Genomic DNA, 13,759 nt, shown 5'->3' with positions numbered 1-13,759 from the left:
GCCTGCCTCGATCTCCTCTACCACTGTGCGTTTAAACTCTTCGCTGTAGCGGACTTGGGGACGTGTTTTCTTCATTGGTCATACTCCTTACTATAGGTTTTTGGTCAACCTATTTCAGGACGGGTCATCCTTTTCAAGCTGCCTATCACTTGGCTATCCACTGTCTATCACTTGTCTATAGTAGACAAGTGATAGACAGTGGATAGCCAAGTGATAGACGCCCTGGCCCGGGGGCGATAAGGGCATGGTGTTGTCATTCAGGAAGATAGGAAGGTCGATGCGGCACCGGAAGAAGAGCGGTCAAAGAAAAACGGGCCAGCCTGTGAGGGCCAACCCGTTTTCATTATTGGAGGCCAGAAGGACTTATTTGTTCAAGTCTTTGGCCTTGATATGGTCTTTCTTGGGTTTAATGGCTGATTCCTCGACGAACTGGATGATCGCCATGGGAGCTGAATCGCCCCTGCGGAACCCGGCTTTAATGACGCGCGTGTAGCCGCCGTTTCTGCCTTCAAAGGCGGGCGCGATCTCCGTGAAGAGTTTTTTCACCAGGGTTCTGCTGCCGAGGACGCTGTAAGCCAGGCGCCGGGAATGGACGGTGTCGTTCTTTCCGTAAGTGACAACGCGTTCAACATAGCTTCTGAGTTCTTTTGCCTTGGCCAGGGTGGTGGTGATCTGTCCGTGTTCGATCATGGATTTGACCAGGTTACAGATCATCAGCCGGCGGGCGTCCATTTCCCGCCCGAATTTTCTGCCTTCAACTCTATGTCGCATTTTTTACCTTCTTTTTTGATGGTGGGACCGGCTTTCTGGGCGTGACGATCTCTTCCGCGGGCTCTTCCAAGGCGGGGGCTTCCTCTTCGGTTTTGATGCCCCGGCTCTTGGCCTCGCGGATCTTGCCATAGATGCCATCGACGTCCATGCCGAGTTCCAGGTCGTATTTCTTTAATTTTTGAATTATTTCTTCCAGTGATTTCTTGCCAAAATTGCGGAATTTCAGCATTTCGGCCTCCGATTTGGAGACGAGTTCGCCGATGGTTTCGATGTTCGCGGCGTCGAGGCAATTGGCCGCGCGCACCGTGAGCTCGATCTCGCGCACATTCAAAGAGAGGATGCGTTCCTTTTCCTCGAGGTCGGGATCGAGTTCGACGTCACGGATATATTCCGGTTCGGTCTCGAACAGGCAGATCTTGCCAGCCATGTCGCGCAGCAGTTTGGCTGAGAGGAAGAGCGCGATCATTGGCTCGATGGCGCCGTTGGAATGGATGTCCAGGATCAGCCGGTCGAAATTCATGCGCTCTTTGACACGCTGGTGGGTGACGCTGAAGTTCACTTTAAGGATGGGAGAATAGACTGAATCAATGGGGATGAAGCCGATCGCTTTTCCCTCGGGGTTTTGCCGGTCGGCAGACAGGTAGCCGCGTCCGTTGCCAATGATCAATTCCATCTTGAGGTCCACGTCTTCCGTCACTTCGAGCAGATAGAGGTCCTTGTTGATGATCTTGATGTGGGGATTGTCCTGGATCTGGGACGCGGTGATCACGCCTTTGCCCTTGTGCTCGAGGCTGACGGTGACTTCGTCCACGGAAGTGGAATGGATCACCAGCTGCTTCAGGCGCAGGATGAGGTCGATGTAATCAGAATTCGTGCCCGGGATCGGGGTAAATTCATGATGCAGACCTTCGATCCGGACAAAACGCACGGCCGAGCCCTGGATTGAAGACAGCAGGATGCGGCGCAGCGTGTTTCCCAGAGTGGTGCCAAATCCTGGCTCCAACGGGCCTATTTCGAATCTGCCGAAATGGGTGGAGTAGGTTTCTTTGTCATATTCCACGGTTTCCGGCATTTGTAAGGGTTCAAGGTACAACATAATGACTCCTCGCTTGATTCAGCTGTTATTTGGAGTAGAATTCAACGATCAGGCGCATTTCCACAGTATTGGGAATTTCCGCGGCCGCGGGGATGTTCACAAACTGTCCGCGCATGTTCTCTTTATCCACCGTAAGCCAGGGATAGGGGGAGCTGACCTCCGAACTTTCCATGGCCTCCGCAAGCAGTTTCATGCCTTTGCTTTTGGGGCGAACTTCTATGATGTCTCCATCCTTGAGCAGGAAGGAGGGAATGTCCACTTTCTTGCCGTTGACCATGAAATGGCCATGGTTGACGAACTGGCGGGCCTGCATCCTGGTGGTGGCAAAACCAAGGCGGTAAACGGTGTTATCCAGCCTTCTTTCCAGCATCTGGAGCAGATTGTCGCCGGTGACGCCGCTCATTTTTGCAGACTTCACGAAATAGTTCTTGAATTGCTTTTCCAGCAGGCAGTAGATGTTTCTGAGCTTCTGCTTTTCCTTCAGGTGGATGGAATAATCGCTGGCCTTGCGGCGCATGTTCTTGCCATGCTGCCCCGGAGGGAACTTGCGTTTGTTGAGTATTTTGTCATACTTGGCGCTGCCATAGATGTTTTCGCCGAATTTGCGGCAGAGTTTTGCGCGGGGTCCGGTATATCTTGCCATAATCTCCTCTCTTATATCCTTCTGGTTTTGGGCGGACGGCAGCCATTGTGCGGAATCGGGGTGGCGTCCTTGATCATGGTCACTCTAAGGCCGGAGGCGTTGACGGCGCGGATGGCTGATTCCCTTCCGCTGCCGGGACCTCTGACGATCACGCCAACGCGTGTGATGCCCATGTCCAATCCTGTTTTGGCAACTTCGGTGGCCGCCAACTGCGCGGCAAAGGGAGTGGCTTTGCGGGAGCCCTTATAACCGATCTTGCCGCCGCTGGACCAGGCCAGGACATTACCGCCACGGTCCGTGAGGGAGATGATCGTGTTGTTGAAACTGGAGTGGACAAAGATGATCCCTTCGTCAAAGGAAAGGCGTACGCGTTTTTTCTTGGTTCTGGTTTTTTGGGCCATTTATCTCGCTCCTATTTCTTCTTTTTGATGGCGCCGGCTCTTGGGCCCTTGCGGGTCCTGGCGTTGGTATGGGTACGCTGGCCGCGGACGGGTAGCCCGCGTTTGTGCCGCATGCCGCGATAGCTGCCGATCTCCATGAGCCGTTTGATGTTCATGGCAACCTGTGTCCTGAGCGCTCCTTCCACGGTGTAATCGTTTTGCACGATATCCCGGATGGCTTTCTCTTCTTCAACTGAAAGGTCTTCCACCTTCTTCATCTCGTCGATGTTGGCCTTTTTACAGATCTGTTTGGCGATGGTGGGTCCAATGCCGTAGATATAGGTCAGGCCAATGAACAAACGCTTGTTCTTGGGAATTTCAATACCTGCAATATGTGCCAAGTTGGTCCTCCTTAACCCTGTCTCTGTTTATGTTTGGGGTTAGAGCTGCAGATAACACGGATCACGCCGTGGCGCTTGATTATGCGACAGTCCTTACAGACTATCTTGACTGATGATCTCACTTTCATTATGATCTCCTTGCAAAAAGTGCAGTCGCTTCCTGCAATGTTTTATTTATAGCGATAGGTGATCCTGCCGCGGGACAGGTCGTAGGGTGAAAGTTCCACCTTGACCTTGTCGCCTGGCAGGATCCGGATGTAATGCATCCGCATCTTACCGGAGCTGTGGGCCAGAATCTCATGGCCGTTCTCCAGTTGAACTTTAAAAGTAGTGTTGGGAAGGGCATCGGTTACAACGCCTTCCACTTCGATCACACCAGATTTACTCATCTATACGCTCCTTCATGCCAGGGTCAGGATCTCCGGCTGGGAATCCGTCACCAGGATGGTATGCTCAAAATGCGCGGATAAACTTCCGTCGGCGGCAAAAAACTCCCAACCCTTTTCCTGGACCCGGTTTGTGCCGATGTTGACCATGGGCTCTATCGCCAGGGTCATCCCAGGTTGAAGGCGCGGGCCTCTGCCAGCGGTGCCGGAATTAGGTATCTGGGGCTCCTCATGCAGATTGCGCCCCACGCCGTGTCCGGTCAGATCGTCAGCCACGTAATATCCCATTTTTTGCACATAGGAACCTATGGCGTGGGATATGTCACCAACTCTGTTTCCCGCAAGAGCGGCGGCTATGCCGAGCTGCAAAGCTTCTTGGGTTACCTGAAGCAATCTCTCGGCCTCCGGAGATACTTTGCCCACGGCATAAGTGCGGGCGCCGTCACCGTAAAATCCGTCTTTGTAAACACCGACGTCTATGCCGATGATGTCGCCTTCCCGCAAAACAACCTGCCTGGATGGGATCCCGTGCACAATGCCGGAATTGACGGAGGTGCAAAGGGTCCCGGGAAAAGGCCCCAATCCGGGGACAGTGTATCCCTTGAAAGCTGGCCTGGCGCCTTTGGAAAGGATGAAATCCTGGGCATAGGCATCCAGCTCATGGGTGCTGACACCGGGGACGATCTTGTCCCTGAGAGCGTCCAGCAACTGGCCAACAATCTGGCAGCTATCCCGCATTGAGCTTATCTCGGAGGGCGATTTGCGAAAGATCATCTTATCCTGAGCGGCCGCGGAGTTTCCCTTTCTTCATGAAGCCGTCGTAGTGCCGCATAACCAGGTGGGATTCGATCTGGCGCAAAGTGTCCAGAGCGACGCCGACCACGATGATGAGCCCTGTTCCGCCAAAGTAGAAGGGCAGGTTGAAGAAATGGGTCATCAATTCCGGCAGCAAGGCCACGAAGGCAAAGAATACCGCTCCCGGAAGGGTGATGCGGGTCAGCACGGAGCTGATGTATTCTGCCGTTTTCTTGCCTGGTTTCTTTCCGGGAATGTGGCCGCCATACTTCACCATGTTTTCCGCCATCTCGGTCGGGTTGAGGACAATGGCGGTGTAGAAATAGGCAAAGAAGATGATCAAGCCGACATAGATGACCGTATAGATCGCGTGGCCAGGTGAAAACCAGATTCTCAAATTGCTCAGGAAGGTACCCGGTTCAGCGTTGCCTCCCTGAAACATTGTGATCAGCGTGGCAGGGAACATCAGGATCGACTGGGCAAAAATGATCGGGATCACGCCCGCGGTGTTCACGCGCAGGGGAATGTAGGTGCTCTGTCCGCCGTAAACGCGCCTTCCCACGATCCTTTTGGCATATTGCACAGGAATTTTGCGGATGGCTTCGGTCACGAAAATTATGGCGGCTGTCACCAGCACCATTATGAGCAGTGCCAATAGCGACACGATGATGCCGGAGAGACTGTTAAAGCGCGTTCTGAAGAGGTTTATGAACCCTTCAGGATAGCGGGCGATTATGCCGGCGAAAATGATCAGGGAGATGCCGTTGCCTATTCCGTGTTCTGTTATCTGCTCACCCAGCCACATGACGATCATGGTACCGGTGATGAGAGTGACGATCCCAGTGAAATGGAACAGGAAGCTGACATGCGGGACCACGGGTCCGCTAGCGCCCTGCATGTTGATGAGCCCGATGGTTATGGTCAGGGCATTGAAACCTGCCAGGGCCACAGTCCCGTAACGGGTGATCTGGTTCAATTTCTTCTGGCCGTCGGCTCCTTCTTTGCGCAACTTCTCGAAATAAGGCACGATGCTGCCCAGAAGCTGGATGACGATCGAGGCCGTAATATAGGGCATGATGCCCAGCGCAAAGACCGACGCGCGTTCAAAGTTACCGCCCACAAAGAGGTTAAGCAGGTCGAACAAACTACCTGACTGGGCCGCAAAGAACGATTTGAGCTGCGTGGTGTCCACCCCCGGGATCGGAACGAAGCTCCCCAGGCGGTATAAAACCAGCATTAGCGAGGTGAACAGGATCTTCTTCTTTAGATCCGGTATCCGGAAAATGTTCGCTATTGTCTTGAACAAATTACACCACCTCCGCCTTGCCACCGTTCGCAGCAATCAGTTCGGCGGCCCGTTTGGAAAAGGCATTGGCCTTGATGTGAACGGTTTTGGTGAAATCTTCGTTGACGCTGGCCAAAACTTTGACGGGATACTTGGCCTTCTTGCCCTTGGCAGGAAGAAATCCCATCAGTTCGAGCTTGGCAATGTCAAACTCAGTCTCTTCGATCCCGATCAAACGGGATAAGTTCAGCACGCGGAAGTTCTTGCGAAAAGGATTCTTGAAACCGCGTTTGGGCAAACGGCGGTTCAAGGGCATCTGGCCACCTTCGAAATAGGCTGGAACATTTCCGCCAGAGCGGGATTTTTTGCCCTTATGGCCTCGTCCGGCCTGATGTCCCTGGCCTGTTCCCTGGCCTTTTCCCAAGCGTTTCTTTGCTTTTCTGCCCGCGGGTTTCCCCAAATTTGAAAGGGTTAGCATGTTATTCTCCCTTCACTTCTTCAACTTGGATGAGGTATGATACTTTCTTGATCATGCCTCGGATGCAGGGGTTATCATCATGAACGCGGCTTTTGCCGGGATGTCCCAAACCAAGGGATTTGATAACCCGTTTATGATTCTCTTTGCGATTTATGGTGCTGCGTATCTGGGTAACCTTGATCTTCATTTCTCCTCCCTTCCGGTCAGCTCGGATATGGTCTTGTTGCGCAATCTGGCTATGTCGGATAGGGTCCGCATCGATTTCAGGCCTGAGATGGTTGCCTTGACAACGTTGCAGGGCGTGTTGGAGCCCAGGGATTTGCAGAGGATGTTTTGGATCCCCGCAGCTTCAAAAATGGCGCGAGTCGTACCGCCGGCTATGACTCCCGTGCCTTCGGAGGCAGGTTTCATCATGACCCGGCTGGCCCCGTAACGAGCGACGATCTCATGCGGAATGGTTCCTTTGATGATGGGAACCGTAAACATGCTCTTGGTCGCTTTTTCCTTGGCCTTGCGGATGGCGTCGGCAATTTCGTTTGCCTTGCCGTTTCCCACTCCAATCTTGCCAGCCCGGTCGCCGATCACGACTATGGCGCTGAAACTGAAGTTGCGTCCGCCTTTGACGACTTTGGCGACTCGTTTGGTCTCTATGACTGTTTCAACCAGTTTTTCTTCTTCGGTATTGTTACGATCGTAGTACAAGCTTCCTCCTATCAGAAATCGAGTCCGGCTTTCCGGGCTCCGTCGGCCAGGGCTTTGACTCTGCCGTGATATTTGTAACCTGCGCGGTCAAAAGCCACTTTCGTCAGGCCGGCAGCGATGGCTTTCTCGCCCAGGAGTTTGCCAACCTGAAAGCTCTGCTCTGCTTTCTTCTTGCCGGTTTCCAGCTGGATGTCTTTGCCTCTGGTGGAGGCGGACACGATGGTCTTGCCGGTGGTATCGTCGATGATCTGGGCATAGATGTGTTTCAGGCTGCGGAAAACCACGAGACGCGGGCGTTCTGCCGAGCCCTGAAGTTTCTTGCGAATGGCAGCCTTGCGCCGGTCGCGGAGGGCATGTTTTATTATGTTGCTGGGTTTTATCATTTCCAGATCCTCGCTTATTTCGTTCCGGCCTTACCGGCTTTGATGGTGACTTTTTCGTCCACGTAACGCACACCCTTGCCCTTGTAGTTTTCGGGCGGACGGCAGGAACGGACTTCAGCCGCAAAATGACCGACAAGCTGTCTGTCTATTCCTTTGATGCGGATGATGCTTTGCAGGTCGCTGCGCGTTCCTTTCGAACGGGGTACGGCTTCGGCTTCCACGGTCAGGCCTGAAGGGACCTCCAGCACGATGTCGTGCGAGTAGCCCAGGCTGAGCCTCAACCAAGGTCCCACCCGTTCGGCTGAATAACCGGTCCCGATCACGTTCAGGGTCTTCTGAAACCCGTCCGTGACTCCGGTGACCATGTTCTGCAGCAGAGCCCGGGTCAATCCATGCACGGCCCGCTGTGATTTGCTGTCGTCGCTGCGCTTTACGTGAAGGACGCCATCTTCCATTTCCAGGCTGATGCCGGGCAACAGTTGATATTGCAGTTCTCCCAGATTTCCCTTGACGTGGACCACGTTGTCCTTGACGTCCACTTTGGTGTTGGCGTCGAATTTGATAGGGGCTTTTCCAATGCGAGACATCTATCCTCCTACCAAACCTTGCAAATGAATTCTCCGCCAACGCGCTTCAACCTGGCGTCGCGATCGACCATCACACCCTGTGAGGTGGAGATCACGGCGCAGCCAGTGTTGTTGTATACGCTGGGGATGTTGTTTGCTTTGACATACACGCGCCTTCCCGGTGTGGATATCCTCACCAAACCCTGCATGACGGGAACCCCGTCATTGGTATAGCGAAGGTTAACCAGGATGCGTCTATAATTGATTTTCTGTTCCGGATCTTTATCGAGAACCTGGACACTATTGACAAAGTTCTCAGCGGCAAGGATCTTCACCAACGCCTCGACGAGGCGGTTGTGATTCACAATTACCTGCGTATGTCCGGCACGATATGCATTGCGGATCTTGGTCAATGCATCAGCTATCGGATCACTAACGCTCATTTGTATCCTCCATTGGTTACCAACTTGCTCTGGTTATCCCGGGTATCTGGCCCTGGGATGCGTATTTGCGGAAACACAGGCGGCACATGCCAAAATCGCGCATGTAGGCCCTGGGCCGGCCGCAAATCATACAGCGGTTGTATTTTCTTACTTTGAATTTCGGTGTTCTTTGTTGTTTAAGGATCAGGGATTTCTTTGCCATTGATTCTCCTTATTCGCCGCGCTGGAAAGGCATGCCGAGTTCCTTGAGCAGAGCGCGGGCTTCCTCATCGTTGTGCGCGGTGGTAACTATGTTGATGTTCAAGCCGCGGATGGCGTCAATCTTGTCATATTCAATCTCGGGAAACACGGTCTGTTCCTTGAGGCCGAGGGAAAAATTGCCCCTGCCGTCGAAGGAATCGGAAGGAATTCCCCGAAAGTCTCTGATGCGCGGAATGGCCATGGAGACAAGGCGATCGAAGAATTCATACATGACCTCGTCACGCAAGGTGACCTTGCAGCCGATCGGCATTCCCTGGCGCAGCTTGAAATTGGATATGGATTTGCGGGCCTTGGTGATGATCACTTTGCGGCCCGTGATCTGTTCCAGGTCTTTCACGGCGTTGTCCAAAAGGGCTTTGTTCTGGGTGGCGCTGCCCACTCCCATGCTCACCACGATCTTGTTCAGACGCGGCACCTGGTGCGGGTTTTTGTAGGAAAAACGCTTCTGCAGGGCGGGAATCACAACTTTCTGGTAATGTTCTTTCATTCTGTTCATGCTATCCTTCCTTACAGCTCGTCACCGGATTTCTTGCAAACGCGGACCCGATGGCCCTCGCGAACGTGGATGACCGGTTTGGAAACGGTATTCAGCTTCTCGTTGAAAAGCATCACGTTGGAAGCGTTGACCGGCGCTTCCATGGAAACGATGCCGCCCTGCGGATTACTCTGCGAGGGTTTGGTGTGTTTCTTGATCATGTGCACTTTTTCCACGATCACCCGGTTCGTTTTGGGATACGCTTTCAGGATGCGTCCCTTGCGTCCTTTGTCGGCGCCGGATATGACGATCACGAAGTCGCCTTTTTTCAGTTTCAGTTTGTCTGGCATCATGTTCTCCTACAGCACTTCCGGAGCCAGGGAAACGATCTTCATGTACTGGTGCTCGCGCAGTTCGCGGGCCACGGGGCCGAAGATGCGGGTTCCCTTGGGATCGTGCTTCTCGTCGATTATCACAGCAGCATTGTCCGCAAAACGGATGTAGGATCCGTCCGGACGCCGGATTTCTTTCGCGGTGCGAACTATCACGGCCCGTTCCACGCTGCCTTTTTTCACTTTGCCGCCGGGTGAGGCGGATTTGATCGCAACAACTATGACGTCGCCAACGCTGGCGTATTTACGTCTGGTGCCGCCAAGCACTTTGATGCACATGGCTTTCTTGGCACCGGAGTTATCGGCGATATTCAATATCGTTTGGGCTTGAATCATTCCAAAACTCCCCTATTTACTGCGCTCTACGATCTTGTGCAGAGCCCAGCGTTTGCGAGCGCTCATGGGGCGGTATTCCACAATCTGGACCTCATCGCCTTCATGGGCATCGTTGTTCTCGTCGTGGGCCATGAACTTTTTATGCCGGCGCACGGTTTTTTTATACAGTGGGTGTATGTATTGGCGTTGAACCCTGACCACGATGGTCTTGTCGTTCTTGTCGCTCACGACGACACCCTGTTTGATCATTTTACGAGCTTGTGCCACAATTCACCTCACTGCCTTTGCTCTTTTTCTTTGATGATGGTATTGATGCGGGCGATATCCCTTCTTACGATGCGCAGTCTGTCTGAACGGTCCAGCAGGTTTTTGGACTTTTGAAAGCGCAGGTTGAAGAGTTCCATCCGCAGTTCCTCGAGCCGGGATTGCATGTCATCCAGGGTCATTTCACGGATCTCGTCGATCTTCATAATTCCACTCCTTCACGGGCAATCAGGCGGGTTTTGATCGGCAGTTTATGCGACGCGAGGCGCATGGCTTCCTTGGCGATTTTCACGTCCACGCCTTCGATTTCAAAAAGGACGCGGCCCGGGCGAACCACTGCCACCCAGTATTCCGGAGCTCCCTTTCCCTTGCCCATGCGGGTTTCCGCTGGTTTCTTGGTTATGGGCTTGTCCGGGAATATGCGGATCCATACCTTGCCAAGACGTTTCATGTGGCGCGTGATGGCGATACGAGCTGCTTCGATCTGACGGCTTGTGATGAAGGCATCTTCCAGGGCGATCAATCCATAATCGCCGAAGTCCACATTGCTTCCGCTCCAGGCAAGACCATTCCGTCTGCCCTTCATCATTTTGCGATGTCTTACTTTCTTTGGTGCTAACATTTACCTTCTCCTAACCCAGAATGTCGCCCTTGTAGATCCAAACCTTGATCCCTATGACTCCATAGGTCGTGTTTGCTTCCACGCAGGCATAATCGATATCGGCACGCAAAGTGTGCAACGGGGTGCGGCCTTGTTTGTAGCGTTCGGTGCGCGCGATCTCAGCTCCGCCGAGGCGGCCGGAAACCTGCACTTTCACTCCCAGGGCGCCTTCCTTGAGCACGTTGCGCATCGCCAGTTTCATGGCGCGGCGGAAGGAGACGCGTTCTTCGAGCTGGCGGGCCACTTCGTGTCCGACCAGACGGGCATCCAGCCACATCTTGTCGATCTGTTCGATATTAATCGACACCGATATCGGATTTTTACGGTTCTTGTTTATCAGGACATTCAGCTCGTTACGCAGGCGGTCGATGTCTTCGCCTTTTTTACCGATGACCAGGCCCGGCCGCGCGGTGTGGATGTCTATCGTGATGGAGCTGGTCTTGCGGGAGATCTTCACTCTCGAGACCATCTTTTGATCAAGGCGTTTGTGGATGTACTTACGGATCTGGATGTCTTCCTGGAGGAAATCCACATACGTGGTACCCTGAGCAAACCAAATTGATTCGGTATCCTTATTAACGCCGAGGCGATACAGAATGGGGTGTATTTTTTGTCCCAAGGTCTTCCTCCTACTCTTCTATGGACTGGATTTCCAGAGCGATGTGGCAGGTCTGTTTGCGGATCATGTATGCCCTGCCATGCGATCTGGGCATGTAGCGTTTCATTTGGGGACCGGCATCGGCTGTGGCCACGGTAACAAAAACCCTGTCGAGATCGATCTTGGGTTCCTTGACCTGCGCGTTGGCGATGGCAGAAGCCAAAAGTTTGCCGATCGTTTCTGCCGCGCTGCGGCGGGAGAAACGCAGGATGTTCTGGGCTTCGGTGACGCGTTTATAGCGGATCTGGTCCAAAACCAGGCGCGCTTTGCGGGCCGATCCACGGGCAAAACGGAGTTTCGCTGTTGCTTCCATCTCTTATTCTCCTTTATTTTGCCTTGCTTTTCTTGTCTTTATGTCCACGGTAGGTGCGTGTGGGTGAAAATTCACCCAGCTTGTGGCCCACCATGTTTTCGGTCACATACACCGGTACAAACTTATGTCCGTTGTGCACCGAAAAGGTATGTCCGATAAAAGAGGGTATGATCACTGAGCGGCGGGACCAGGTCTTGATCACGTTTTTCTTGTTGTCAGAATTCAGTATTTCCACTTTCTTCAACAGGTGATCGTCGACAAAGGGGCCTTTCTTGATTGAACGTGCCATTGTTTCCTTCCCTTATCTCTTTTTAACTGCTTTCACGATATATTTATCGGAATACTTGCGGGTTTTGCGGGTTTTGCCACCCTTGGCCGGTTTTCCCCAAGGTGAGACCGGATGGCCACCACCGGAAGATTTACCTTCGCCGCCGCCCATGGGATGGTCGACGGGGTTCATAGCCACGCCGCGCACTTTGGGGCGCAGGCCTTTCCAGCGGTTGCGGCCGGCTTTACCGATCTGGATCAGGTTGTGGTCTTGGTTGCTCACCTGGCCCATGGTCGCCAGACATTCTTTGCGCACAAGATGGACGTCGTTCGAGGGCATCTTCACGTGCACGTAGTCGCCGTCTTTGGCCACGACCTGGCCGTAGGTTCCCGCGGAACGGGCGATCTGGCCGCCCCGGCCTCTCTTCAGTTCAATGTTGTGAACCGTTGAGCCCAAGGGTATCCTTTCCAAAGGAATGGCGTTGCCCAAAGCAATTTCGGCCTCGGGACCGGACATCACTTTTGCCCCAACTTTCAAGCCGTCAGGCGCTATGATGTAGCGTTTTTCGCCGTCAATGTAATGCAGCAGGGCGATGCGGGCGGTGCGGTTGGGATCGTATTCGATCGATGCCACTTTGGCCGGGATCCCGAATTTGTCCCGCTTATAATCTATGATACGGTAGTGTCTGCGATGGCCTCCGCCGCGATGGCGGCAGGTGATTCTGCCCTGGTTGTTGCGTCCGCCGGATTTGCGCACCGGTTTCAGCAGCGATTTTTCAGGGCTGTCCGTGGTGATCTCTGCAAAGGTGTATCCCGTGCGGAAGCGCATGCTGGGGGTGGTAGGTTTGTATTTCTTGATTCCCATGATTTACCCCTTAGACCTCAAAATCGCCGATCTTGTCGCCGGCTCTGAGGGTTACGATGGCTTTCTTCCAATCCGGGCGTTTGCCGCTGTATTTACCAAGCCGTTTCGGCTTGCCCAGCATGCGGATTGTATTTACGTCAAGCACCTTGACGGAAAAGATCCGTTCGATGGCGTGCTTGATCTCTATCTTGTTTGCGTTTATGCTCACTTTGAAGGTGTAGGTGTTCGTGTCCTGGACCTGTTTTTCACTCTTCTCGGTGATGATCGGAGCGATCACTATGTTGCGCGGATGTATCATGAGCTGAATACCTCCTTCACTTTGTTGAGGGCGTCCTGGGTCATCAGAATGTAGCTGCTTTTAAGAACTTCATAGGCATGCAGGCTGTCCGCCCGGTCGGTCATGACCTCAGGCAGATTGGTGAAGGATCTCACCGTAGGCAGGTGATTCCCATCTGTGACCACAAGTTTGCGTCCCTTTTCGGGTATGATCTTTCCCAGCAGCTCAAGCGCCTGCTTGGTGTTGGGTTTGTCAAAATCGAGCGCTTCGACGATGAAGACCCTGCCTTCGCGGGCACGGTCTGTCAGGGCGACTTTCAGCGCCTGGCGTTTTTTGGTGCGGGGGATCGGACGGTACCAGTCCTTGGGCAGGATGGCGAAAGCCCGTCCGCCGTGTACCCTGACCGGTGTGCGGCGTGAGCCCTGGCGCGCGTTGCCAGTGCCTTTCTGCCTGAACAGTTTGCGGGTGCTGCCAGCCGTCATGGCACGGTTCTTTTTCTGCACCGTTCCCTGGCGCTGGTTGCCCAGAAACATCGTCACCACTTCATGCAGCAGCACTTTGGGGGAATTTACGTCCACGTCGAATATGCTGGCCGGAAGTTCGATCTCTTCGATCCGTTCGCCGAGAGAGTTGAATTTTATCGCTTTTACCATTTTCCTCT

Annotated in this window: 28 protein-coding genes; all 28 read right to left on the bottom strand. The window is 53.5% G+C overall.

The window, feature by feature from the left end; all coding sequences use genetic code 11:
• Positions 1-363: 363 nt before the first annotated feature.
• The 28 genes from rplQ to rplD are packed head-to-tail and all read right to left on the bottom strand — an operon-like array spanning position 364 to position 13,751.
• Positions 364-771 carry a 50S ribosomal protein L17 gene (gene rplQ, locus K0B87_03570; protein ID MBW6513817.1) on the bottom strand — a complete coding sequence of 136 codons (408 nt, stop codon included), beginning with the start codon at positions 769-771 and terminating at the stop codon, positions 364-366.
• Positions 761-1,864 (bottom strand): DNA-directed RNA polymerase subunit alpha, encoded by a 1,104-nt coding sequence (locus K0B87_03565; protein ID MBW6513816.1) that lies wholly within the window; start codon positions 1,862-1,864, stop codon positions 761-763. The genes rplQ and K0B87_03565 overlap by 11 nt, the downstream gene beginning before the upstream one ends.
• A gap of 28 nt (positions 1,865-1,892) precedes the next feature.
• Complete coding sequence (rpsD, locus tag K0B87_03560; protein ID MBW6513815.1) at positions 1,893-2,510, bottom strand: 30S ribosomal protein S4; 618 nt, start codon at positions 2,508-2,510, stop codon at positions 1,893-1,895.
• A gap of 11 nt (positions 2,511-2,521) precedes the next feature.
• Positions 2,522-2,911, bottom strand: a complete 390-nt coding sequence (gene rpsK / locus K0B87_03555; protein ID MBW6513814.1) for a 30S ribosomal protein S11 — start codon at positions 2,909-2,911, stop codon at positions 2,522-2,524.
• An 11-nt stretch (positions 2,912-2,922) separates the two neighbouring features.
• The gene (gene rpsM, locus K0B87_03550) at positions 2,923-3,291 is read right to left on the bottom strand and encodes a 30S ribosomal protein S13 (protein ID MBW6513813.1); all 369 of its coding nucleotides are present in this window, start codon (positions 3,289-3,291) and stop codon (positions 2,923-2,925) included.
• 11 nt (positions 3,292-3,302) lie between these two features.
• The gene (gene rpmJ, locus K0B87_03545; protein ID MBW6513812.1) at positions 3,303-3,419 is read right to left on the bottom strand and encodes a 50S ribosomal protein L36; all 117 of its coding nucleotides are present in this window, start codon (positions 3,417-3,419) and stop codon (positions 3,303-3,305) included.
• A gap of 42 nt (positions 3,420-3,461) precedes the next feature.
• Positions 3,462-3,680, bottom strand: coding sequence for a translation initiation factor IF-1 (gene infA, locus K0B87_03540; GenBank protein MBW6513811.1), 219 nt, complete (start codon positions 3,678-3,680; stop codon positions 3,462-3,464).
• 12 nt (positions 3,681-3,692) lie between these two features.
• Positions 3,693-4,451, bottom strand: coding sequence for a type I methionyl aminopeptidase (map, locus tag K0B87_03535; protein ID MBW6513810.1), 759 nt, complete (start codon positions 4,449-4,451; stop codon positions 3,693-3,695).
• Between the two features lies 1 nt (position 4,452).
• A complete protein-coding gene (secY, locus tag K0B87_03530; protein MBW6513809.1) occupies positions 4,453-5,757 on the bottom strand; it encodes a preprotein translocase subunit SecY in 1,305 nt (434 codons plus the stop codon).
• Between the two features lie 22 nt (positions 5,758-5,779).
• Positions 5,780-6,235 carry a 50S ribosomal protein L15 gene (gene rplO, locus K0B87_03525; GenBank protein MBW6513808.1) on the bottom strand — a complete coding sequence of 152 codons (456 nt, stop codon included), beginning with the start codon at positions 6,233-6,235 and terminating at the stop codon, positions 5,780-5,782.
• 1 nt (position 6,236) lies between these two features.
• Positions 6,237-6,422 (bottom strand): 50S ribosomal protein L30, encoded by a 186-nt coding sequence (gene rpmD / locus K0B87_03520; protein MBW6513807.1) that lies wholly within the window; start codon positions 6,420-6,422, stop codon positions 6,237-6,239.
• A complete protein-coding gene (gene rpsE, locus K0B87_03515) occupies positions 6,419-6,937 on the bottom strand; it encodes a 30S ribosomal protein S5 (protein ID MBW6513806.1) in 519 nt (172 codons plus the stop codon). The genes rpmD and rpsE overlap by 4 nt, the downstream gene beginning before the upstream one ends.
• Positions 6,938-6,948: 11 nt before the next feature.
• On the bottom strand, positions 6,949-7,320 hold the full coding sequence (gene rplR, locus K0B87_03510; GenBank protein ID MBW6513805.1) for a 50S ribosomal protein L18: 372 nt from the start codon (positions 7,318-7,320) through the stop codon (positions 6,949-6,951).
• Between the two features lie 14 nt (positions 7,321-7,334).
• Positions 7,335-7,907: a 50S ribosomal protein L6 gene (gene rplF / locus K0B87_03505; protein MBW6513804.1), complete on the bottom strand. Its 573-nt coding sequence runs from the start codon at positions 7,905-7,907 to the stop codon at positions 7,335-7,337.
• Positions 7,908-7,915: 8 nt separating this feature from the next.
• Entirely contained in the window at positions 7,916-8,329 is a 414-nt protein-coding gene (rpsH, locus tag K0B87_03500) for a 30S ribosomal protein S8 (protein ID MBW6513803.1), read from the bottom strand.
• Positions 8,330-8,345: 16 nt separating this feature from the next.
• Positions 8,346-8,531 (bottom strand): type Z 30S ribosomal protein S14, encoded by a 186-nt coding sequence (locus K0B87_03495; protein MBW6513802.1) that lies wholly within the window; start codon positions 8,529-8,531, stop codon positions 8,346-8,348.
• 9 nt (positions 8,532-8,540) lie between these two features.
• Positions 8,541-9,086, bottom strand: a complete 546-nt coding sequence (gene rplE, locus K0B87_03490) for a 50S ribosomal protein L5 (GenBank protein MBW6513801.1) — start codon at positions 9,084-9,086, stop codon at positions 8,541-8,543.
• 11 nt (positions 9,087-9,097) lie between these two features.
• Entirely contained in the window at positions 9,098-9,418 is a 321-nt protein-coding gene (gene rplX / locus K0B87_03485; protein MBW6513800.1) for a 50S ribosomal protein L24, read from the bottom strand.
• 6 nt (positions 9,419-9,424) lie between these two features.
• Positions 9,425-9,793, bottom strand: coding sequence for a 50S ribosomal protein L14 (gene rplN, locus K0B87_03480; protein MBW6513799.1), 369 nt, complete (start codon positions 9,791-9,793; stop codon positions 9,425-9,427).
• 12 nt (positions 9,794-9,805) lie between these two features.
• Positions 9,806-10,042 (bottom strand): 30S ribosomal protein S17, encoded by a 237-nt coding sequence (gene rpsQ, locus K0B87_03475; GenBank protein ID MBW6513798.1) that lies wholly within the window; start codon positions 10,040-10,042, stop codon positions 9,806-9,808.
• Between the two features lie 26 nt (positions 10,043-10,068).
• A complete protein-coding gene (rpmC, locus tag K0B87_03470) occupies positions 10,069-10,263 on the bottom strand; it encodes a 50S ribosomal protein L29 (protein MBW6513797.1) in 195 nt (64 codons plus the stop codon).
• Positions 10,260-10,679 (bottom strand): 50S ribosomal protein L16, encoded by a 420-nt coding sequence (gene rplP, locus K0B87_03465; GenBank protein MBW6513796.1) that lies wholly within the window; start codon positions 10,677-10,679, stop codon positions 10,260-10,262. Before rplP ends, rpmC begins: the two co-directional genes overlap by 4 nt.
• Positions 10,680-10,689: 10 nt before the next feature.
• Complete coding sequence (rpsC, locus tag K0B87_03460; protein MBW6513795.1) at positions 10,690-11,337, bottom strand: 30S ribosomal protein S3; 648 nt, start codon at positions 11,335-11,337, stop codon at positions 10,690-10,692.
• A 10-nt stretch (positions 11,338-11,347) separates the two neighbouring features.
• Positions 11,348-11,689 carry a 50S ribosomal protein L22 gene (gene rplV / locus K0B87_03455; GenBank protein MBW6513794.1) on the bottom strand — a complete coding sequence of 114 codons (342 nt, stop codon included), beginning with the start codon at positions 11,687-11,689 and terminating at the stop codon, positions 11,348-11,350.
• Positions 11,690-11,702: 13 nt separating this feature from the next.
• Positions 11,703-11,978, bottom strand: coding sequence for a 30S ribosomal protein S19 (gene rpsS / locus K0B87_03450; GenBank protein ID MBW6513793.1), 276 nt, complete (start codon positions 11,976-11,978; stop codon positions 11,703-11,705).
• A gap of 12 nt (positions 11,979-11,990) precedes the next feature.
• On the bottom strand, positions 11,991-12,821 hold the full coding sequence (gene rplB / locus K0B87_03445) for a 50S ribosomal protein L2 (protein ID MBW6513792.1): 831 nt from the start codon (positions 12,819-12,821) through the stop codon (positions 11,991-11,993).
• 10 nt (positions 12,822-12,831) lie between these two features.
• Complete coding sequence (gene rplW, locus K0B87_03440) at positions 12,832-13,119, bottom strand: 50S ribosomal protein L23 (protein ID MBW6513791.1); 288 nt, start codon at positions 13,117-13,119, stop codon at positions 12,832-12,834.
• Positions 13,116-13,751 carry a 50S ribosomal protein L4 gene (gene rplD, locus K0B87_03435; protein ID MBW6513790.1) on the bottom strand — a complete coding sequence of 212 codons (636 nt, stop codon included), beginning with the start codon at positions 13,749-13,751 and terminating at the stop codon, positions 13,116-13,118. Before rplD ends, rplW begins: the two co-directional genes overlap by 4 nt.
• Between the last annotated feature and the right edge of the window lie 8 nt (positions 13,752-13,759).

It is taken from the genome of Candidatus Syntrophosphaera sp., from assembly GCA_019429425.1.
Classification (GTDB): Bacteria; Cloacimonadota; Cloacimonadia; order Cloacimonadales; family Cloacimonadaceae; genus Syntrophosphaera.
The sequence above is the reverse complement of the archived record's forward strand: the minus strand, read 5'-3'. Positions and strand labels throughout refer to the sequence as shown.